This is a genomic window from Paenibacillus sp. FSL H7-0756 (assembly GCF_038006765.1).
In the GTDB taxonomy this organism is placed as follows: Bacteria; Bacillota; Bacilli; order Paenibacillales; family Paenibacillaceae; genus Paenibacillus_AQ.
The window spans coordinates 262902-285858 of sequence record NZ_JBBOVT010000001.1 but is presented as its reverse complement, the minus strand read 5'-3'; the positions used below and the strand labels follow the sequence as shown (position 1 = coordinate 285858).

Annotated in this window: 15 protein-coding genes; 10 read left to right on the top strand and 5 right to left on the bottom strand. The window is 54.4% G+C overall.

Annotated elements, in window-relative coordinates; genetic code table 11:
* Positions 1-43: 43 nt before the first annotated feature.
* The 8 genes from NST04_RS01230 to NST04_RS01195 all read left to right on the top strand — a co-directional run bounded on the left by NST04_RS01230 (position 44) and on the right by NST04_RS01195 (position 9471).
* Positions 44-1033 carry an ABC transporter permease gene (locus tag NST04_RS01230; protein ID WP_341014930.1) on the top strand — a complete coding sequence of 330 codons (990 nt, stop codon included), beginning with the start codon at positions 44-46 and terminating at the stop codon, positions 1031-1033.
* 18 nt (positions 1034-1051) lie between these two features.
* Positions 1052-1942: a carbohydrate ABC transporter permease gene (locus NST04_RS01225; protein WP_341182839.1), complete on the top strand. Its 891-nt coding sequence runs from the start codon at positions 1052-1054 to the stop codon at positions 1940-1942.
* Between the two features lie 99 nt (positions 1943-2041).
* Positions 2042-3724 carry an extracellular solute-binding protein gene (locus tag NST04_RS01220; RefSeq protein WP_341182838.1) on the top strand — a complete coding sequence of 561 codons (1683 nt, stop codon included), beginning with the start codon at positions 2042-2044 and terminating at the stop codon, positions 3722-3724.
* Between the two features lie 67 nt (positions 3725-3791).
* Positions 3792-5690, top strand: coding sequence for a cache domain-containing sensor histidine kinase (locus NST04_RS01215; RefSeq protein ID WP_341182837.1), 1899 nt, complete (start codon positions 3792-3794; stop codon positions 5688-5690).
* Entirely contained in the window at positions 5687-7270 is a 1584-nt protein-coding gene (locus tag NST04_RS01210) for a response regulator (protein WP_341182836.1), read from the top strand. Before NST04_RS01215 ends, NST04_RS01210 begins: the two co-directional genes overlap by 4 nt.
* Before the next feature lie 212 nt (positions 7271-7482).
* A complete protein-coding gene (locus NST04_RS01205; protein ID WP_341182835.1) occupies positions 7483-8286 on the top strand; it encodes an aminoglycoside N(3)-acetyltransferase in 804 nt (267 codons plus the stop codon).
* 93 nt (positions 8287-8379) lie between these two features.
* Positions 8380-9015: a histidine phosphatase family protein gene (locus NST04_RS01200; RefSeq protein WP_341182834.1), complete on the top strand. Its 636-nt coding sequence runs from the start codon at positions 8380-8382 to the stop codon at positions 9013-9015.
* A gap of 141 nt (positions 9016-9156) precedes the next feature.
* Positions 9157-9471: a hypothetical protein gene (locus NST04_RS01195; RefSeq protein WP_341182833.1), complete on the top strand. Its 315-nt coding sequence runs from the start codon at positions 9157-9159 to the stop codon at positions 9469-9471.
* A 9-nt stretch (positions 9472-9480) separates the two neighbouring features.
* Here the strand turns inward: NST04_RS01195 and NST04_RS01190 are convergent, their stop codons facing one another.
* The 3 genes from NST04_RS01190 to NST04_RS01180 all read right to left on the bottom strand — a co-directional run bounded on the left by NST04_RS01190 (position 9481) and on the right by NST04_RS01180 (position 13266).
* Entirely contained in the window at positions 9481-10611 is a 1131-nt protein-coding gene (locus NST04_RS01190) for an IS4 family transposase (RefSeq protein ID WP_341182832.1), read from the bottom strand.
* Between the two features lie 472 nt (positions 10612-11083).
* Entirely contained in the window at positions 11084-12355 is a 1272-nt protein-coding gene (locus NST04_RS01185; RefSeq protein WP_341182831.1) for an MFS transporter, read from the bottom strand.
* A 5-nt stretch (positions 12356-12360) separates the two neighbouring features.
* Entirely contained in the window at positions 12361-13266 is a 906-nt protein-coding gene (locus NST04_RS01180; protein ID WP_341182830.1) for an ArsR/SmtB family transcription factor, read from the bottom strand.
* 169 nt (positions 13267-13435) lie between these two features.
* Here NST04_RS01180 and NST04_RS01175 point away from each other — a divergent pair, with 169 nt between their 5' ends.
* Positions 13436-14038 (top strand): RNA polymerase sigma factor, encoded by a 603-nt coding sequence (locus NST04_RS01175; RefSeq protein ID WP_341182829.1) that lies wholly within the window; start codon positions 13436-13438, stop codon positions 14036-14038.
* Positions 14025-15176 carry a DUF4179 domain-containing protein gene (locus tag NST04_RS01170; protein WP_341182828.1) on the top strand — a complete coding sequence of 384 codons (1152 nt, stop codon included), beginning with the start codon at positions 14025-14027 and terminating at the stop codon, positions 15174-15176. Before NST04_RS01175 ends, NST04_RS01170 begins: the two co-directional genes overlap by 14 nt.
* Positions 15177-15361: 185 nt before the next feature.
* Here the strand turns inward: NST04_RS01170 and NST04_RS01165 are convergent, their stop codons facing one another.
* Both NST04_RS01165 and serS read right to left on the bottom strand, forming a co-directional pair.
* Entirely contained in the window at positions 15362-20491 is a 5130-nt protein-coding gene (locus tag NST04_RS01165; protein WP_341182827.1) for an S-layer homology domain-containing protein, read from the bottom strand.
* Positions 20492-21396: 905 nt separating this feature from the next.
* Positions 21397-22668: a serine--tRNA ligase gene (serS, locus tag NST04_RS01160; protein WP_341182826.1), complete on the bottom strand. Its 1272-nt coding sequence runs from the start codon at positions 22666-22668 to the stop codon at positions 21397-21399.
* Between the last annotated feature and the right edge of the window lie 289 nt (positions 22669-22957).

Here is a 22957-nt window from a genome sequence, read left to right as displayed (position 1 = left end):
AAAACGCTTCACAATAAAGATAGGTATTTTGGAGGTCCATACGATGGAGAACAAACGTAACACCAAGCCGAATCCGGCTATGGGGCCGCTCATTCCGGCGTCAATCGAAACCGGTTCAGGTCGCAAAAACACACTGTGGAGAAAGTTTGTAGCCCAGCGTCATCTGCAGACCATGGCCCTGCTCGGCGTAGTCTGGATGATCATTTTCAACTACATCCCGATTTATGGCTTGATTATTTCCTTCAAGGAATATAACATCGTCAAGTCGATTGCCGAAGCCCCATGGGTAGGGCTGGAGCATTTCAGGGAGTTGTTCGCTGACGAGGATCTGCCGAATGTCATCCGTAACACGCTTGGCATCAGCTTGATTAAGCTGTTCATCGGTTTTCCGCTGCCGATCATATTCGCCCTGTTCCTCAATGAGGTCCGTTCCATCAGATACAAGAAGGCTATTCAGACGATCTCCTATCTGCCGCATTTCCTGTCCTGGGTTGTGCTTGGCGGGATTCTGGCCACCTGGCTGGCTGATGTAGGGATTATCAATAATATTCTGCTTGCACTCAATCTGATTGACAAGCCGATTACCTATCTGGCTGAGCCCAGTTACTTCTGGACCATTATTATTACTTCCGACATTTGGAAGGAGCTTGGCTGGTCCGCCATTATCTATCTCGCGGCCATCGCCGGCGTATCTCCGGAAATGTACGAAGCAGCAACGATTGACGGAGCGGGACGCTTCCAGAAAATGTGGTTTGTCACACTGCCGGCAATCCGGGCAACAATCAGCATTCTGTTCGTTCTGGCCGTCAGCGGGGTACTGAATTCCAACTTCGACCAGATTTTGGTCCTGCGGAACTCACTCAATGACAGTGCTTCTAATGTAATTGACTACTATATCTATCAAACGGGTATTGTCTCCAACCGCTTCTCCTATTCTGCGGCGGTCACCCTGGTCAAAGCGGTTATAGCACTGATTCTGCTGCTGATTGCCAACCAGGTATCCAAAAAAATCAACGACACGTCGCTGTTCTAGGACAAGGAGGACCTATATATGTTCGCTCTAAAACGTAAAACCAAAGGTGAAGCCATCTTTGATATCGTCAATAATCTGGTCATGCTCTGCGTCTGCTTCCTGACGCTGTATCCGATCTGGTATGTGCTGGTCAATTCCTTCAATGACGGGAACGACGCCATGCTGGGCGGGATCTACTGGTGGCCGCGGATGATCACGCTGAAGAACTTCGAAGCGGTATTCGCAAGCCCGGGCATTATGCTCGCCATGGGGATTACGGTAGCCAAGACCGTGCTTGGTGTCGCTGTCCATGTATTCTTCACTGCAATGGTGGCGTATGCTTTATCCCGCAGGGATCTGGTAGGCGGCAAAATCTACATCCTGATCGGCACTATTACGCTGTTCTTCAACGGCGGTCTGATTCCGACCTTCCTGCTGAACCGCGACCTTCATCTGCTGGATAACTTCCTGGTCTATATCATTCCGGTGATGTTCAGCTTCTTCGATCTCATTATCTTCATGACCTTCTTCCGGGAGATCCCCGAGGGTCTGGAGGAAGCGGCCCGGATTGACGGGGCCAATGACTGGTCTATCTTCCTGCGTATCGTTCTTCCGGTCTCCATGCCGGTCATTGCTACCATTGCGCTGTTCCACGGCGTGTATCAATGGAATGATTATTTTGCCGGAATTATCTATATCAACAATGTGGATCTGCAGCCGATTCAGACGTATCTGTTCCGTGTAGTCGCCCAGTCCAGCTCCAATACCATGATGGTGGCTGTCCAGGGTAACGCGGCAACGAGATCGGTAACGTCCCAGTCCATCAAGCTGGCAACCATGGTTGTCACTACGCTGCCTATCGTATTCGTCTATCCGTTCCTGCAGCGTTATTTCGTCAAAGGCATGATGATCGGCTCCATCAAGGGCTGATGATCTCCTTGCTACCAGGTAACTCCTCCAGCGCCCGGGTGTCTTATGGGCAACGGGGTTGAGCTTATAATTATTATTTTCTAGAAAAGGGGTAAACAAATGGGTATGAAACATAAGCCAAAGAAAATGGGCCTGCTGCTTGCAGGGCTAATGCTGACCTCCTTGGCGGCAGGCTGCTCCAGCAGCAATAACGCAAGCGGGAGTAATACACCGGCGAATGCGGAAGCTACCAAAGCACCAGCCACAGAAACAACAGCACCTGCACTGAACGCAGATGAGCCTGGCTGGAAAAGCGATACTTCACCGATCACCTTCGACTGGTACCTGAACTTTGCCTGGTTCGCCAACAAGTGGGGCGTTGACCCGACTTCGCAATATATTACGAAGAAGACCGGCGTTAACGTGAACTTCATCGTTCCTGCCGGCAATGAGAATGAAAAGCTGAATACGCTGATTGCTTCCGGCAAGCTGCCAGACTTCATCACGCTCGGCTACTGGGAAGATGCAATCAAAAAAATGGTGGAAGGCGAGCTGGTGCTTCCGCTGAACAAGCTGGCTGAGGAATATGACCCGTACTTCTTCAAGGTCTCGGATAAAGATAAGCTGGGCTGGTACACACAGCCGGACGGTAACGTCTACGGCTATCCTAACTCCTCCTCTTCTCCTGCCGACTACGAGAAATATGGTGATACTTATATCTCGAACCAGACCTTCGCAGTCCGTAAGGATATCTATGAAGCGATCGGCAGCCCGGATATGCGCACACCTGAAGGCTTCCTCGGCGCTCTGAAGGCAGCCCAGGAGAAATTCCCAGAAGTGAACGGACAGCCGCTGATTCCGCTCGGTCTGCATGAGTTCACCGAGAACGGCAATGATTCCCTTGAAGGCTACATTCAGAACTTCCTGAATATCCCTTGGGAAAAAGACGGCAAGGTCTATGACCGTGAGACGGACCCTGAGTATGTCCGCTGGATGAAGACCCTCCGCCAGGCGAACCAGGACGGACTGATTGCGAAGGATATCTTCATTGACAAGCGTGCTCAAATGGAAGAAAAGATCGTACAGGGCCGCTACTTCGCCATGCTCTATCAACGTACGGACTTTGCTTCCCAGCTCGGTACGATTTTCCAGAAGAACCCTGAGCAGGTGTACATTGCAGTAGACGGTCCGGCTAACACCAAGATGGATCAGCCTGCACTGAACGGCCCCGGGATCTCCGGCTGGACGGTAACCCTGATCTCGAAGGATGTTAAGGATAAGGCGCGTGCGATTAAATTCCTCAGCTATCTGAACAGTGAAGAAGGCAACAAGGATCTTTATCTGGGCGAAAAAGGGGTCAGCTATGATACAATTGACGGCAAGGACCAGTTCCTGCCTGAAGCGCATAAGCTCATGAACTCAGACCGTGCAGCCTTCGATAAGCAATACGGCTCCTCCTTCACCTTCTGGATGCTGCAAAATACGAATATTACCGACCAGTGGAAACCGGAATCCGTTGAACCGTTCAAGCAACTGGAAGACTGGACCAAAGGCAAATCGATCAATACTTCAGAGTTCCAGTTAATCGATCCTACGGGTAACTCACCGGAAGGCATTATCGCCACCAAGCTGAAACAGCTCCGCGGCAAGACGATGCCGAAGCTGCTGATGGCTGATTCCGATGCGGAATTCGACAAGATCTGGACGGAATATATTGCGAAGAAGGAAAAAGAAGGCCAAGCGACCTTCGATGCTTACCGCCAGACGAAATATGAAGAGAACAAGAAAAAACTCGGAATGTAAGTTTTAAAATATAAGACCCAAATGGCCCGCATACTGCGGGCTTTTGGGCTATTTTCAAGAGGTGGGCATGAGAGAGAGAACAGGGGCATTATGGAACTCCTTCCACTACTGGTGGGGGCGGAGGTCACTGCAGAGCCGGCTGATTGCGGCCTATATCTTCATTATTCTGGGACCCAGCCTGCTGGTGTCCTTCTATTCGTATAAGGAAATCAACAACACCTATATGCGGGATTCAATTGAGAAGAACAGCTATCTGCTGCAAATGGAGAGAATGCATGTACTCAACCAGATTGAGGCCATGGAGCGGGCGCTTCAGATGGCGTATAACGATAAAAGTGTGCGCGATTATCTGATCAGTGAGGATGACCCGACCCTGGGCGAGCTGATTGATTTCAATACGACTACCTTTTTGAATTTCAGCCAGATCCAGTTCAATAACCCCAACATCGAGCATCTGTATCTGTTCTCTGCCAGTCCGAATGTATATGAGATATGGCCGGTTATTTTCCGTGAATCCCGGGTGTCGAGGGAGCCCTGGTTCCAGCAGGCCATGAAGCTGGAAGGGAGGCGGAATCTCTGGTCCTTTCAGAATACGGACATCGATCTGATGCAGCGCTCCTCGGGGGGATCCGGACAAGGTCAGCCGAAGGTATCCGTGCTGCGGGAGATCAGTATTCCGGCAGGGAATCATATCGGGATGGTCCAGGTGGATATGCTGCTGAGCAAATTCACGCCCAAGACCTATACCTCTGTACAGGATAACGAATCCCAGATGGTCATTGTCGATGATGCGCTGAATCTGTTCACACGTACCGACAACTCCTTCCTGACCACTGATTCCGGGCTGAGCGCAGCGATCAAGGAGCGGCTGGCCGTCTACCGCAAGACCGGGGAATGGGAGATGGATTACAAGGAGAACGGGAATTCGTACCTGCTGATTCAGGCGCCGGTGGAGCAGATCGATGCCTCCCTGGTCACGGTGGTCTCGATGAAAGGTCTGATGAAGGATATTTCGCGGACCCGCAATTTGATTATCGGGGTAAATATCGGTTTTATTTTCCTGGTTACGGCGATTACGTATGTGCTGAATGCATTCATTCTGAAGAATCTCCGCCGTCTGACAGAGACGATGAAGAAGGTACGCCGGGGCGAGCCGTATGGCAGCATTAAGGTCAGCGGAGGCGGAGAGGTCGGAGAGCTGGCGCATCATTTCTCCAAGCTCATGAATACGATCAATACGCTGGTTGCCCAGGCGGTCTATAAGCAGGCCCTGTCCAAGGAGGCAGAGCTGCGGACCCTGCATAATCAGATCGATGCCCATTTTCTCTATAATACACTGGAGAATATCAAGATGCTGGCCGAAATTGAGAACCAGCGAACCATCTCGGATGCACTAACCCGGCTGGGCGGGATGATGCGTTATAATTTCAAGTGGACCGGGGAATATGTGAAGCTGAGAGACGAGCTCCGCCACATTGAGAATTATATAGAGGTTATGAATATCAGGTTCGAACACACCATTCAATTGGAGCTTCATATTGACAGCGCTTATCTGGAAGTGGAGGTGCTTAAGATGTCATTGCAGCCGATTGTTGAGAACAGCGTGAAGCATGCCTGGAATGCAGACGGCGTGGAGTTAACGGACCGGATTGTGAAGATTGAGCTTACAGAGGCGGAGGGCGATATTTTCATTGTCTTGCGCGATAACGGGCTGGGGCTGACGCAGGAGCGGCTGGTAGAGCTGCATGAGGCGATCTATGCGAAGGAAGAGCCTGGAGCAGACGCTTCCGGGATCAGCAGCGGAGGATATAAGGCGGGAGGCGTCGGGCTGCGCAATGTGCATCAGCGCCTGCAGCTCTTTTACGGGGAAGCCTATGGACTGGAAGTGCAGAGCGAAGCAGGGAAGTGGACAGCGGTGTATATGTCTCTGCCCAAAGTTCTATTGACGGGGGATAATCAGCGATGACAAATCTGATGATTGTGGATGATGAGAGAATGATCCGTCAAGGTCTGAAGGCGATGATCGAACGGGAATATCCGTCGGTCTACAATATAGCGATGGCGGGAAACGGTGCAGAGGCACTGGAGCAGCACAAGCGGGAACGGCAGGATGTGATTATTACCGATATCCGGATGCCGATCATGGACGGGATTACGCTGCTGGCTCGGCTGTCTGCGGAAGCAGGGGCGGGCGGAGCTCCGGCTGTCATTATTCTCAGCGGCCATGATGATTTCGAATATGCCAAAAGCGCGATCCGCTACCGCGTCAAGGATTATCTGCTGAAGCCGATCCGCCGCGAGGAGCTGTTCGAGATTCTCGAACGCATAGCCAAGGAGGGGGAGGAGCGGGAATCCAGCAGCCATAAGCAGCTGCAGGAAGCAGAGGGCTACCGCCGCGAGCTGCGGGCGGCCCGCCTGCGCAGCCTCCTGTTGCAGCAGGAGGGCGAGGTATCGGCTGCCCAGCAGGAGGAGCTTGCGGGGCTGACGCTGCCTTTTACAGTAGGGGTGCTGAACTATTATCACAGTGACGGTACACGGATGAAGCCGGCAGAAGTGCAAGGGCTGCTGGAGCAGCTGGGCGGACCGCTGGAGCACAAGTTCACGGAGATTCTGACGGACGGGGACGGGAAGCTGGTGCTTGTCGGAGAGGGGGAGAGCTTCCTGGAGCTGGCAAGTAAGGCAGAGTCCAAGGAGCTTACGCGGCTGCTGCTCGGAATCAGCAGGGAGAGCCGCAGCGCCGACCAGTTCCGTGCCTGTTATCTGGAGGCTTGCCGGGCGCTGCAATATACCTTCCTGTCGCCGCAGGCCAGCTTCGTGGACTATGCGGATATTCAGGCTGGACGGCTGAGCTTCCCGCACCCGGAGGAGGAGCTGCGTAAGCTGCTCAATATGCTGGGAACCGGGCGCGAGAAGGAGATCAAGGCGTTGCTTGCGGTTATTTTTCAGACGGAGCATCTGCTGAGGCTGGATCTGAGTTACCTGGAGAATGTAGGGCGGAGTATGAATGAAAGAGTATTGGATGAGGTATTCCGAACACACGGCGAAGCTTCGGTGGAGGTACTGAAGCTCTACCGCCAAGTGGGCAACCTGCATAATTTCCGCCATTTCCACGACTATTACCGTGCGCTGGAGCATCTGCTCCTAAGCGTTAACGATTATATTATAGGCATCAAATCCGCTCACACCGAGCATGCCGATATGGAGGAAGCAATGGCGTATATCGAAGCGAACTACGCCCGCCCGCTGAACATGGCGATGGTCAGTAATTACGTGTCCCTCAACTATTCTTATTTCAGCGAAGCATTCAAGGCTTATACCGGGGAGAGCTTCGTGCTGTATCTCAAAAAAGTCCGCATCGGCCACGCCAAAGAGCTGCTGGCCGATAACCGGGTCAAGCTGGCCTCCGTCTCTGAGTCCGTTGGCTTCGAGAACAGTAAGCAGTTCGCGCGGGTATTCAAGGAGCTGGAGGGCATCTCTCCCGGGGAATACCGGGCCAAGCTGCTGATGGGACGTTATCCCGGACAGGCTGAGGATAAGGAGTCTTAACGCTGGAGCAGGTGCAAGTGCAGGAGTAAGGAGCAGGTGTAGGTGCAGGAGCAGGAGCAGGAGCAGGAGCAGGTGCAGGTTCAAGTGCAGGAGCAGGTGTAAGTGCAAGTGCAAGTGCAGGAGTAATCACGGGCGTAAGATGTGGGCCGGGTGGCAAGGCTGCCGGTTCTGGTCTATGATAGGAGAGATGAACGGCTGGGAGGTGACTTACCATGGAGGAAGTACAAGGAACATTGATTACAGTAGATAGGCTCGCCGCCGATTTCCGGCGGTTGGGTGTGCAGGAGGGAATGACGCTGCTAATGCATTCCTCCTTCAAATCTCTCGGGCAGTGGGTGGCAGGCGGCCCCGTTGCCGTGATCCTCGCGCTGGAGCAGGTGCTGGGTGAGGAAGGGACACTGGTGATGCCAACGCAATCCTCGGATTTGACCGATCCGTCAGGCTGGAGCAGACCGCCGGTGCCGGAGGAATGGTGGCCGGGCATCCGCGAGCATATGCCGGCGTACGACCCGGACCTCACGCCGATTCGCGGCATGGGGATTATCCCGGATTGCTTCCGCAAGCAGCGGGGGGTGCGGCGCAGCAGTCATCCGATTGATTCTTTTGCCGCCTGGGGGAAGCACCGGGATGTCATTATTGACGGGCATGGCCTGGAATATGCCTTCGGAGAGCAGTCGCCGCTGGCCCGGATCTATGAGCTAGGGGGAAGCGTTCTGCTGCTAGGCGTGGACCATGGGAACAATACCTCGCTGCATCTGGCGGAGCACCGGGCGAATTATGCCGGGAAGCAGGAAGTGATCGCAGGCGCTCCGATGCTGGTGGACGGTGCGCGTCAATGGGTGGAGTTCAGTGATTACAACTGGAATTCGGATGATTTCGCTGAGCTTGGCGCGGACTTTGACAAGGAGACCGGGCAGATTGCCAAGGGCTTCATTGCAGCATCTGCGGCGCAGCTTGTCCCGCAGCGGGAGATCGTCGATTATGGGGTGAAGTGGCTGGAACGCAGCCGCAGGTAGACCCTACGGATACGGCGGGCAGAGGCTGATGTGATGCCGGAGCGGGACGATGTAAACATCGATACATACTTGGGTAAAGGGGAATCAGAATTCATGACTACTACGGTGTATATTACAAGACACGGGCAGACGGAATGGAATGTGCAGAAGCGGATGCAGGGCCATCAGGATTCTCCGCTTACGCCGCTGGGGGTACAGCAGGCAGAGTGGCTGGGCAAGGCGATGCAGGATGTCCATCTGGATGCGGTATATGCCAGCTCCAGCCCGCGGGCGCTGCGGACGGCAGAGATTATCCGGGGAGACCGGGAGATTCCGCTTACCGCCTATGACGAATTCAAAGAGATTAACCTCGGCGTCTGGGAAGGCCGGGAGGCCGGTGAACTGGAGGAGCAGTACCCGGAGCAGCACCAGTTGTTCTGGGGCGACCCGGCGCTGTTCAGCATCAAGGGCGGCGAGACCTTCGCCGCCGTGCAGGAGCGTGCGCTCGGCAAGCTGCGTGAACTGATAGACCTGCATGAAGCTGGCACGATTCTCATTGCCACCCATACGGTGGTGGTGAAGGTACTGATGGCTTATTTCGAAGACCGGGCGATGGAGAAGCTGTGGGATCTGCCCTACATTCACCCTACCTGTCTGTGCAGAATTGATATTACAGACGGCGAGCCGGAGATTGTGCTGCACGGAGATACCAGTCATTATGTGACTAGTGAGGGCGGCCTAGAGTCCTAAGCAGCAGTTACTGGATAGCAGCACAGCAGGTGCAGTTACGATAAACAGGCGATGCGCATGTGGCATCGCCTGTTTGGCGTGGGGCGGCTTGCGGCGTGTGACAGTTGCAGCGTGTGCGGAAATCCTGCATAAAATGCAACAATGGGGCTAGATAGGGGCGACCTGCGCAGAAATTCCTGCACGAAATGCAACAAACCAGCTCCCGCCAGCGCAGAATCGTCTGAATTCCTGCAAAAGTTGCAACAATCCAGCTCCCGCAGCGCCGAATCGCCGGAAATCCTGCAAAATGTGCAACAATTCGCCATAACCAGTAACAAATTTAGTGAAATCCTGCAAAATATGCAACATTATGGATTGATAGGGGCGACGTGTGTAGAAATGCTGCACGAAATGCAACACTGTGGCTCGATAGGAGCGGCGTGTGCGGAAATGCTGCACGAAATGCAGGCGTGTTGATTACCTATATTATGGGATTTCAAAAACACCTATATGATCTTTACGCCTGAGCAGACTCAACTGAATCTGCCACTCCAGCGGAAGATTAAATATACGCCAGTACTGCATAAATTCCCAAAGAGTCAGCCTAGCAAAGACCGGTACCTTCGGATGAATTTCATCAAAAATGTATTTCAGAAGCACATACGCGGTAAGGGCCACAAACAATTGGCTATATACTGCATTTTCGGTGGTTCCAAATAGACATGGGACATTCAAATGCTGTTTCACCCAGCGGAAAAAGACTTCAATCTCCCATCGTGCTTTGTAAATTTCAGCAATCACCTGAGCGGACTCTTTTCTCAAATCGGTCACGACACGTACGACTTCACCCCGGTCATTTTCAAATTCAACGACGCGGTGGCGCTGGGCGGATTGGTGTTTCCCTTGACCAATATAACAGGTGATATCGCGTACGATTTGGGTGTCTCCCTCCGCCGGTCGCCGAAGCTTTCGCGGCATCACCAAATGGAGGTTGTCTTTCAGACGAATCACAAAGGACTGACCTTGCTGCACATATTGATCCAATCGACCGATTTTGCCATACGCCCGATCCTGAACTAAAAGGTAGTCCTTATCGGCCAAGACTTCTCCAAATGGAGCGTCATTACGCCGGGCAATCGATTCGACCACCTTCACGGGTGAATGCTGTCCCTGCGAAAAAGCAACGTGCAGTTTAATGCCACCTCTAAATTTTTTATACGGAGCCCAAGACATGCGGGAGTTGGCTGCCGTAACCGTCGTAGAGTCAATCAGCAGCAGATCTTTAGGCAGATTCAGGTGCCGCCGGGTTTGCCGGTTACATTTCTGGACGAGCATTTGAAACAAACGCTTGAAGATATCGTAAGGCACTTCACCGGCTTTGCCCGAAAGGGTGGAGTAATGAACCTTGGGCAAACCGTAGTTCGAGCCCACCCGAGCACTTTGACGAAAGCCATCCCATTGGTGGTAGCAGGCTTGGACAAAGTAGTCGAACAACACACCGACGGTCATTTTGGTTCCCGTATCCTCGTAGTCCTTGGTTTGCCCGCTTACCTTTTGGACTTCTTCCGAAGTTAATACTTGTTTGAACACGGCCAAGAATGGGGTATATTTATTCATGAGGTCGCCTCATTTCGGTTTGGTTTGGTCGTACTTACCATTACCCGAAATGGCGGCCTTTTTTGTCCCTTTTTATGGGAAATCAACACGCTTACACGAAATGCAACACTGTGGCTCGATAGGAGCGGCGTGTGCGGAAATCCTGCATGAAATGCAACACTGCGGCTCGATAGGGGCGGCGTGTATGGAAATGCTGCATGAATTGCAACACTGCGGCTCGATAGGGGCGGCGTATGCGGAAATGCTGCACGAAATGCAACAAACTAGCTCCTGCCAGCGCAGAATCGTCTGAATTCCTGCAAAAGTTGCAACAATCCAGCTCCCGCCAGCGCCGAATCGCCGGAAATCCTGCAAAATGTGCAACAATGCGCCCTAACCACCAGCCGCAAACGGTAATCACTATAGAATCCCATCCGCAGACCGTTCTCAGTGCGCCGCCCCAAGCCCATAACCCATAATAAGTGTGTTTAATTTACAAAGAGATATTGCCTGTCAGTGCAGCCTCCTGGCGCTGGCGGTCCCGCTGCTCCAGCACAGACAGGTCGCCGTCTAGCATTTTCAATCCAGGCAGGCGCAGAGCCACTCCGGCGTAGAGCACCGGAAGCAGGCCTGCGGCAAGCAAAAGCACAGGCACCCCATACAGCTCGGCGACCGTACCGGCGGCCAAGGCGCCAACCGGGGACAGGCTCCCGCCAATCAGGAAGCGGACCGAATTCACCCGGCCCTGAAGCTGACCGGGCACGAGACGTCCGTGTAGGGAGGAGCTTAAGGAACTGAAGAACGGCCCCATCAGTCCGGCGGCGAATACGGCGAACAAGGCGAAGGCATAGCTGGGGATGAAGCCCCACAGCATGGTGACGATGCCCGAGCAGCCCAGGCTGCCAAGCATGACGGCGCGCCGCTGCTTAATCTCGCCCATGAGGGAGATGGCCCCGAGTCCGGCAAGGTAGCCAAGCGCAGACACTGTAGATAGCGTGCCTACAGCCGCCGCATCGCGGTGCAGCACCTCGCGGACATAAGGGACCATCATCGTCCATATGGCAGTGGAGCTAAGGTTACTGACGGCAGCCATCATCATGATCGTCAGCATAGCGGGGAAGCGCCGGTAGAACGAGAAGCCTTCGGCCACCTCCCGCAGATAGCCGGACACGGAGATGCCAGCGGCAGGCGGCCCGGCGGGCTTCCCCATCCGGGGCAGCCACAGCAGCATGGCAATTGCAGCCATATAACAGACGGCGTTGACCCCGAGCGCCGGCAAGGCCCCGCTGGCCGCGGTCAGGATGCCGGCAAGCGCCGGTCCGAGCAGCGCAGCGGCACCCTTGCAGCCGTCAATGATGGCGAAGGCGCGCATCAGCTTTCCGGTCCCTGCGATTCCGGGGATGACAGCCATGGCCGTCGGCAGGAACAGCGCGGAGCAGGCGCCGCTCAGGCTGGCGGCCGCGAACAGCTGCCAGAGCTGGAGATGGCCGGCAAGACCCATGCCGAGCGGAAGCAGGAGTGCCAGCAGCCGCAGCACGGCGAGGCAGGCCATGAACCGCACACGGGGCAGCCGGTCGGACAGCGGCGAGCCGAGCAGGCGCAGCACCTGCTCGGGAATCATGGAGCTGAGGGCAAGCGCCCCCATCGCTACCTTGGAGCCGGTCAGGTCATAGACCAGCCACTCCATGGCCAGCAGCCCAAAGGCATCGCCGAAGGCGCTGAGTGAAACTGTGGATAACAATCCGTAATAGCTCCGTTTCTGCAACCCGCTCACCCCTTCAGATAGTCCTCAATTTGCCCGGGCAGATCATCCAGCGCCTCCAGCCGCAGGCTGTAGGAGACAGTTTTGCCGCTGGTGTGAACGATGACCAGACCTGCTGCGCGCAGCGCGATCAGGTGGTAGTGAATCGTGCTTTTGGACAGCTGGACCGCCTTCACGATCTCCGTGAAATTCATCTGACGTCCGGTAAGCTGCCGGAGAATGAACAGCCGGGTCTCATCCGATAACGCCCGGGTAAGCCGCAGGAGCGCGGCAGCAGGCCGTCCTTCTCCGGGAGGGAGTGCATCGCAGGAGTAGCTGGTGAACACAAACTCATCATATTGAGAGGAGATGACCAGCGGACGGGCATGATACTGCGGAGTGATAATAACCTGCTTCAGCGTCTCCGACGGATAGAGCCGCATCCCTCCGGTAGCTGCCTCGTACACTGACATATCATTCTTGCCGTCCAGCATCGCTGCCCGTACTGCGGCCTCCTGCCGCAGCCCTTCTATAATGGCCGGATCAATACTGCTGAAATAGCTGTCATTCCACACCCGGATTACTTCAGCCGCTGCATCCCGCAGACCGGCAAGATTCGCAGGCACACTCTGCCCGAACCGCCCGGCAATGTCGTACAGCTCTCCCGGAGACAACCCCTCGAACCAATCCAGAAATTCCTCTGCCGTACGTTCTCCGGGACAGCTCCAAATGTAGGGAGAAAGACTGAAATTATCGGTGAGCTTCATCACTTCCTTCATACGCTGGAGCATGACAGGGGCGAACTGCGTCTGGACCTGGCGGACCCAGAGGGTCCCGGCATCCATAGCCGTATGGTTTTGCTTGCCGATAAAAGCGTTAAGGCTGGTAATGCATTCATAGATAGGCGCGAAGTCTACGGTTACTTTATAATCCATAAGGTATTCCTGCTTTCTGGTGTAGTAGAGTTAATTGTTCTATAAACATAGAACTTAAATTTGTTTTATCATAAACGAACAATTCGGGTTTGGCAAATAATTCTTTTTGGCGGGAGTGTCACAAAACACAGCTTTTTGCAGTTATACAGGCAGAGAGGAGAGAGAAGCTGTGGAACAAGCAGAAATCAGCGGGCCGGATAAACGGCCAGAGCAGGAAGCAGCACCGGAGCCGGCAGTGGAGCAGACGGTAAAGCAAATCCAGCAGGGGGATGTACAGGCATACACCGTGATCATTAGACATTTTCAGCGGCCGATCTACTTGTACTGCTACTACTTGCTGGGGAACCGGGAAGAGGCGGAGGATGCGCCGCAGGATATTTTTATCAGGGCACTAGAGCGGCTGCAGCAGTATTCGGAGGAAGTCTCTTTCTCGGCTTGGCTGTACACTATTGCGCGCAACCATTGCCTCGACCGGATTAAGCGCAGGAATAAGAGTTTCAAGCTGCTCAGTCTCTACAGGCAACATCAGCAGGAGGAAGAGCAGGCCGGAGACACAAGATATACAGAGATTGTCCACGGTCTGCTGGAGAAGCTGAGTCTGGAGGAGCGGCAGATTCTGCTGCTGCGGGCGCTGGAGGAGCATAGCTTTGAGGAGATTGGGATCATCATGGACATGAAGGCCGGGACGGTCCGCAAAAAATATGAACGGCTGCGCAAAGAGCTCGGACGCCGTCAAAATAGTGGAGGGAGAATCGCCCATGAACCAAGTTAAACGGGAGGAAGCCGAACTGGAGCGGATTGGACGCATGATCCGGGAGACCCCGGTTCAGATTGATCTGGAGGAACGCATCATGCGCCGGGCGCAGGGCGGGCAACGGTCAGGCATGAAGGCAGAGCCTAGAAGGCTAAGAAGAACAGGCCGGATGCTGCGGAAAAGCGCGGGGATCGCAGCGGCTGTACTCCTGCTTACCCTGCTGATTGCAAGCACTGAATGGATCTCGCCTACGCTGGCGGCATCCATTAAGCAAATACCGGGGATGAACTCAATCTTCCGGCTTGCCGGGGATCTGGGGCTGCAGAGTGCGGATGAGCAGGGGCTCGCAGCAGTACCGGAGCGCAGCGATACCCACGGCGGGTTAACGCTCAAGGTGTCTGAGGTGATGTACGACGGAATCCGCGTATCCCTTGGGATGGAGCGCCAGACGGATGTGAAGAAGCTGCAGCAGGGCGATATCAGCGGCCTGATGACAGATATCAAGCTGTCGGTGGACGGCGAAGATATTAACACCTATGGTCCGCTTGGCGGCAGCGGCGGCGGTTCCTTTGGTCCGTTCCTGCTGCGCGGGAAGGATGCCGATTCCAGGATCATTCAGTTCACGGATCTGCAGAATCAGGGCGGGCGGGCCTTCCCGGACACCTTCGATCTGACGCTGACTGTTGATATCCAGGGCATCGCGGAGCCTTTTGAAATCACGTTGCCTGTGGTCAAGAAGACCTATCGTAACAGCATTGCGGAGCCCATTGTCCGCAGCAGCACCGGCATGACCTTCACGCTGGAGACGCTGGAGCTTACGCCGATTACTACAAGACTCAACACACGGATTGAACGGCCTGCGGGGCAGCCTGTCGATGCGGTGAAGGACTTCTTGGGCTATGATCTTGTAGATGATGAGTGCAACGTATTGCAGGAGATTAATGGGGGGACCGGCTGGAGCGCCACGGGAGGAAACACTCTGCTGTCAGCAGCCCTATTCGAACCGCTGAAGCATCCGGGCGGACAGCTTACGGTCAAGCCCTTCCGGACACTGTCCATCAACAAGGACGGAGTGCGGGAGAAGGAGTATATCCCGGAATTTGAAGTGACTGTGCCGGTATCAGTGCCAGTACCATTGCCGATCACGGAGAAGTAGTCTTATGCTTCACAAAATAACCACAAAGCGGAGCTCCAGCTTCGATGATGACTCAGGTACTTTGCGGGGACCCCAAACATAAAAATTCTTATCTATCAAAAAAGGCGGTTCCCGCCAGCGCATCATGCGCCTTGGGAACCGCCTTTACTGATTTAAACCTCGTATAACGCTGTGGCGTGCGTGTGTTAGTTAATGAATTGCAGCGACTTCAAGGTCTTCTCCAGCATCGTAGCCGCTTCCGCACGGGTAGCCAGCTTCGCCGGAGCGAACGCACCATCAGGGGTTCCCTGAATGATGCCTGCTGAGGCGATCTCCGCTACCGCTGCTCTGGACCAGGCCGGGATGCTTGAGGCATCACGGAACTTAGCCAGCACAGCCGGATCTGCCGTCAGGGTCTTGCCGGTGTATTTCATGGCTTTGGACAGAACGGCTGCCATCTCCTGCCGGGTAATCGGACTGCCTGGCTTGAAGCTGCCGTCTGTGTATCCGGTAATCAGACCTGCGGCAGCGGCTGTCTGTACGGCCTCTGTATACCAGGCACCTGCGCTAACATCCTTGAAGGAGGTTCCAGAAGCTGCCGGGGCAAGGCCCAGGGAACGGGTGATCAGTGCCGCGAACTCTGCCCGTGTTATGGACTGTGCAGGCGAGAAAGCAGTATTGCTGGTGCCGGTAATCACCAGCTTCGAGGCCAGCAATTCAATGGCGGATTGTGCCCAGTGCCCGGTAGTGTCACCGAAGGTCTTGGACGACTTCACCACAGTATAATAGCTGTTGCTGTTGCGCTTAATCGTTACTTCCGTATGTCCGTCTGCCGGACTACCAAAGACGGAGGGCACGAAGGATAGCTTACCTGTGGCCGGGTCAAAGGCGACACCAGTCGCACCCTTGGCATCAACTGCACCAGTGGCCGTGATTGTCCGCTTCACATAAGTGCTGCCGAAGCTGTTCAGCGGAACGCTGGTGGTACCTGCCTGGGCACTGATGCTGAATTCAATGACGGGCGCAGCAACAGTGATCGTACCTGCCTGCGCGGCGATGGCCTTGTTCAGGCTGTCCAGTATAGCGGTATCTGCCTGAAGCAATGAGACCGTAATTGTGAAATCACTGGTGCCAAGCCGGGCGGCCAGAGCCGTTCCGTTAATTAGACTTAGCGGCAGGGAATAGGAAGCACCGCCGGTAGAGATGAAGGTCAACACTGTGTCCGGATGTGCCGCCGCCTGCTGCACCAGCACACTGCCTGGCAGTACAGCCTGCGCGCCGCCAGCTGAAGCCGTGAGCGGGAGCTTCAGCTCATTAGTACCGGCAGGCAAGGCTGCAAACTGAGCGGTGAGATCCGCTGCAGTGAATGTGGTAACCTGCGGCGCTGCTCCTGCGCTTGGAGCAGGGGTGGCCGATGGCGTTGCCGTAGGAGTCACTCCCCCGGTTCCACCTGGATTAGATCCACCCGGATTGGTGGTTGGTGCTAGTGTTGTAGTCGGACTTGGGTTTGGAGCGGCACCCTTCAGATCAGTGATCCGTCCTTCAACGCTGGAAGTCACCTTAAGGTGCTTCTGGAGATAGGCCAGCAGAACTTCGAAGTCGGGAAGACCCAGTTCGTAGTAACGTCCGTCTGCCTTGGCAGAGGCCAGCGCGCGGTAGAAGTCTCCACCACCTGCCATGAAGGAGTTCGTAGACAGAATATAATAGGCTGCCGGATTAATCGGCAGGTAAGAACCGTCTGCCTGCTTGATATCAACGGAGATTATGCGTTCTCCCGCTTGCGTGACCTTACCGGTTAATGAATCGATAATCTCCGGCTTCTTGGTAGAGTCATACGTGTATTTCATCCCCGAGACATGGGCGAAACGTCCCTGGTCGGATTCCAGGCCGCTGACTGCGTTCTCCAGGGAGGAGATGATCTCTGCGCCGGTAACCTTCAGGGCTGCCAGGCTGTTATTGAATGGGAGTGTGGTCAACACCTCACCCATCGTAATATCGCCCTTGTCGATCGCTGCGCGGATACCTCCGCCGTTCTGGATAGCGACGACCCCTTTGATCGTACTTTGGTCCTCCTTGGACACAAAGTTAGGCATTAGCTCGGTTACTTTCTCCGCAATACTGTCAGCAATCATATTGCCGATTGGCGTCTCTTCCTTACGCACCACGCGGACGGATTTCCCGTCAATGTCGCGGTTGGTGTAAAGGTCAACGTCTGAGTAGCCTACTACCTGGCTGCGGACCGTTGCCAGTTCGGCATCGTATGGGGCAAGAATTTTTTTGGCAGCAGCATCTTCACCGAACAGATTGACATCCAGCAATTTGCCTTGATAAGCCTTGACCTCGCCATTCTTATCGAAGGTAACATCAAGCTCACCCAGGAACTGGCTGTATTCACCAGTCTGTACAATCAGGACCTTCTTGTCCGTACCTGCAATCACCACAGGAGTTGGAGGGTTATCGATCTTCGTATGGGAATGTCCGCCGACAATAATGTCGATCCCCGGAACGGCCTTGGCCAGCTCCTGATCCACGGTGTAACCCAGATGGGTGACGGCAATAATCTTGTTGATGCCCTGGGCTTCGAGCGCCTGGACAGTCCGCTTCGCGCTTTCTATATGATCTTTGAAAATAATCTTGTCGCCAGGAGACGCGAGGCCAACAGTATCCTCAGTCGTCAAGCCGAAGATACCGATCTTCTCTCCATATACATCCTTGATGACAGAAGGATAGATGTGGCCGTCTTTTGCGGTACTTGTGGACTCATCCGTCTCAAGGATACCGGTCATCTCTTGATACAGATCGGCAAGCTCACTGTTCTTCGTAGTGAAATCAATATTGGAGCTGGCAAAAGGGAACTTAGCCGCCGTCACGAAATTCCGCAGGATTTCCGGATTCTCCTTATTCATATCAAACTCATGATTGCCGAAGGTCATCGCATCATAGCCGATATTATTCATGAACTTGATGTCTGCCTGACCCTTGAATTGGTTGAAATACAGAGTTCCTGAGAAGACGTCACCCGCATCCAGCAGTACCGTATTGCCTGTACGTTCGCTGCTGATGGCGGAGGTCCGCTTGGTGATATTCTCCAGATGGCTATGGGTATCGTTCGTATGCAGGACCCGCAGATTGAAATCTGCCCCGCCGAAATTAATCTGTGCGAGCAGCGGATCATGGTCACTGATCCGGATGCCGTCGGCATCCGATACAGTGCCTTGCGGATAATCTCCCGGATCTGCAAAATCGGCATTAATATGCACGATATCAAGCTTGCTGGCAGAAGCCAGCCGGTTATTGACGAGGATATGATCCAGCGTCTGGGAGTTTCCCTGGAAGTTGTAGGAATACCGTTCATTCAGCGGCAGGGTATTTACAAGATTCGTAAGTGCACTGCCCTTGAGGATATTCAGCGTGTCTGAGAACTGGAAGTCGTTCAGATCGCCGAGCACGACAAGGTTGGCATCAGGGTTCTTCTGAAGCACATCCTCAGCGAAGCTGCCAACTACCTTGGCGATCTTGGCTCGCTGAACTTCAGTCGAGAAGACTGGCGGCTGAACGGAGCCGAATAGATAGTTGTCGCTGCTCTTGGAGTTGAAGTGATTGGCAATCACGATGATTTCTTGGCCCCCGAACAGGAACTCGGCAGCCAGCGGCTTGCGCGACTCCTTGAAGGCTTCATTACTTGGGTCAATGCGACCCGGATTCAGACTGAGCCCAGAATCAGCAGTGTAGCTCACAGCTTCAGTGGCTGTACCGGGAGTGCCTGGTTTCAGTGAGACACGGTTCATATTGTACAGGAAGCCGGAGCGGATATTGCCGTCGGGAACGCCGCCATCCTGGTTGTTCTGCGGTGCGATATCCGTGTAACCATAGTTAGATGCACCGCCGTCAATAGCTGCAATGGCAGCAATCAGCGCTGTGTAGCTTTCGCTGGCTTCTGTTCCGCCTTTGCCGGTTCCATCATTATCCTGCACTTCTGTCAGGCCGATAATATCGGGTGTTTTGAGATTAACCACGATATCTTTGGCGACATTGGTGATTTTGGCCGGATCATTCTGCTTGGAGAAGTTCTCAATGTTAAAAGAAGCGATGTTCAGCTTATCCGCATCTCCCGGGGAGAGCGAGGTCACTTCTCTCTTCAGTTTGCTTGGGGAGACATCCGGCAGGCCGTCTGTTTCCGTAGAAATCAGGAATTTGCCGTAATCATAGGTCAGAATACCATTGACATTGCCCAAGAATTGTTGGCCTGTGGTGAGTACCGGAGCGGTCTTCACCGAGAGAATCAGGCGCTGCGGGTTGAAGTCGGCCCCTGTCAGTACCAGTCCACCGGCAGGGGAAGTCACTTCAGTCGTGTTGCCCGTACCGTTGATGGTCACCACCGGGATTTCAAAAGTATTGCTGGAAGCATAGTAGACTGCCGGGCCTACAGTGGTTGGCTTGGCAATCTCCAGCCGCATGCCTTCCAGACTCTCGTAGAAGTCTATGGCATCGGTGGCGGGCTCGAACTTGGTCGGATTCAGGCCATCATCGTCGATTACAGCCGTTGGGATGAGGCGTCCGCCGGTGCCCAGCAGGGTTGGGGCCGGAAGCGGATTACCGCTGCTGACAACCGTGGTTTGGCTGGCGGTAATCTGTGTGGTAGATAATTGTCCGGTGCGGCCGAATTCCTTGACAACTCCGTCTACCGTGACAGCATCGCCTGGTTTAACGGCACTGCTTTTTCCCTTCTGATAGATTTGAATGGCTTCCGAGGTCTTGATATCGTTATCCATATCAGCGGCTGCAGACTGGATATAGAAGCTGTCCGCATCCTTAATGTAGCTAACAATCCCCTTGACTTCAGTGACCATAGCATCCACATAAGGGGAGATATGTCCTGCGCCTTGAATTTGGTTAATCTTCAGACCTGTGATTGCAGGGGCGACACTGTATTCAAAAGTGGATGTTGGACCTTTCTCAGAATCGGGTAATGAGGCATAAGCTGTAATCTTAAGCGAGGTAATATCGGAGTGAACGGTGATTGGGGCAGTATACAGCTGGTCTGCCACTTCTGCAGTAGTACTCTTGTTGGCGTAGACGCTGTAGTAGACGCTTGCCGTTACAGGGGTGCTTAAAGTAACTTTAGATCCTGCTCCGATCTTAGTGCCAGAGACAGGGGATGCCGTAACCGGTGGAGCTTGGATGGCGGCAGTGACCGCAGCAGTGTCGGCTGCTATGATCGGCTCTGCCGAGGCCGTCCCTGAGCCTGTGGACAATCCCGGGAAGATCCCGGTTAATAGTAAGGCTACCGCCAGGAATAGACTAAGCGGCTTCCTGCATTGTGAAGAAAGTTTCATGTGAGTATACCTCCCCATAAAATATCATTCGTACTCTATTATAATAGAGATAATATGAATCTAGCGCAATTTTTCGTCAATATTTGTTAAATGCGCATAAAATCATAGTAAAAGATAATGAATTATATAAAATTTTAAAATTTTTTTAGAAAAATTTAGCCATACTTTCTGAAAAATATGTAAACTAGATGTTACTTATATGCTGAAAGATATGCTCAAAAACGGCTCTTATCTCCTGAACGGGAGGAGAGGCGTTTTTTGTTGAGTGCGCTTTGAATCATCCGCAGGATAAATGTGTTGGATGTAGGAAGGGAGGGAAAGAAACCTTGTGTGTGCCGCCGGGAAGCCAGGGCCGTGTGAAAAACCAAATACAATGTGCTGGCGTGAGGGTGAGTGGGCGGGATGCGAGTATCGAGTATAAGGGCTTGTGCGAAGGTTAGTAGGCCGAATATATGCGAAAAACCAACCGGTCGCTCCTAGCGAGTCGCAGTGTTGCACTTTTTGCAGGATTTCACTAAATTTGTAGCTGGTTATGGCGAATTGTTGCAACTTTTGCAGGATTTCGGGCGAGTTCGGTGCTGGTGGGAGCTGGATTGTTGCATTTTGTGCAGGATCTCCGCCTAAGTCGTTCTTAACTAGCTTCAAGGTTGCATTTCGTACAGGATTTTCTCCCAAGTAGCTGCTGATGGGGGGAGGTCCAATGTATTCGAAAACCGAATACAATATGCTGATGCAAGGCTGTGAGTGCGGGATGTGAGTATAAGGGGCTTATGCGAAAAATCGAATACGAGCGATGTGCTGGCGGGAAGGTGCGGGGCGCGGTATGCAGCCCAAAGGGAAAAAAGGGGCAGAAGTGCCCCTGATTTCGCCGGGTGCCCCGGAATTGGGCGGATGGGAAGGGGAGGTTACTTGGCTTCGATCCGCTCTAAGCCGCCCATATAAGGCCGCAGCGCCTGCGGAATATAGATCGAGCCGTCCTCCTGCTGGTGGTTCTCCAGCAGTGGGATCAAAATGCGGGGCGTGGCCACCGCTGTGTTGTTAAGGGTATGGCAGTATTGCAGCCGCCCGTCTTCATCACGGTAGCGGATGCCCGAGCGGCGGGCCTGGAAGTCGAGCAGATTGGAGGCCGAGTGGGTCTCTCCGTAAGCTTCTCTGCCCGGCATCCAGGTCTCGATGTCGTACTGCTTGTGGGTCTTCATCGCCATGTCTCCGCTACAGACGGCGACTACCCGGTAAGGCAGCTCCAGCAACTGGAGAATATGCTCGGCATTGCCGAGAATCTCCTGGAGCATCTGCTCCGATTCTGCCGGATCGTTCTTGCACATGACCACCTGCTCGATTTTCGAGAACTGGTGGACCCGGTACAGCCCGCGCACATCGCGGCCTGCCGAACCCACCTCGCGGCGGAAGCAGGCCGACATCCCGGCCAGCCGCAGCGGCTGAGCCAGCTCCAGAATCTCATCGCTGTACAGTGAGACCAGCGACACCTCCGAGGTCCCGGCCAGCCAGCGCTTCTCGCCGGTCAGCTCGTAGGTCTGATCCCGGCCGCCGGGGAAGAACCCGGTCCGCTCCAGCGCCTCCGGCCGGACGATCACGGGGACGTCCATCGCGGTGAAGCCGCGCTGCATCAGCACATCCAGCGCCAGCCGCTGCACAGCAAGGTGCAGCAGCAGTCCGGCCCCCTTCAGCACATAGCTGCGGGGCCCGCCTGCCTTGACGCCGCGCGGAAGGTCCATAAGGTCGTGCAGCTCTCCGAGCTCGACATGGTCCCGTGCGCGGAAGCCGAAGACCGGCGGCGCGCCATGCCGCCGCAGCTCCACATTCGCGCTGTCATCCGGTCCGATGGGCGTATCCGCCGACACGGGATTCGGCGCGAGCAGCAGCAGCTCTCCGCAGCGGCGTTCTGCCTCCAGCAGCTCCGCCTCCAGCAGAGTCAGCTGGCCGTTGATCACCCGCACCTGCTCCTTGGCCAGCTCGCCCCCCGAAACGTCGCCCCCGCGCAGCAGGCGCTCCACTTCCTTCGTCAGCGCGTTGCGCTCCGCCCGGCGCTGCTCGGTCTCCCGGCGGGCCAGCCGCCGCCGGTCATCCCACTCCAGAAGTTCCTCCAGGGGGAACTTCAATCTTTTCCATTCGGCAGTCTTCCGTACAATGTCCTCATTCTCCCTGATCCAATTCATATCCAACGTATGCATCCGCTCCTTAAGTTTGGGTGAAAAACGCAAAAAACGCCCTCATCCATGGGACGAGGAGCGTCAGCTCGCGGTGCCACCCAGGTTGACCCGATTCACATACAGCAGCCTTCGCTATGCGGAAATGGGGTCCTCTTTGGTCTTCGCGGTAACGGGCGAAACCCGGTAAACTTAGGGAACAGGAAGCTGCTCCGGTCGCAGACGCCTCGCGGTTGGATGCCGGTCGTTGGCCTGGTCGGGATATAGGTTTGCCGTTTATTATAACCAGAGAGGCAGC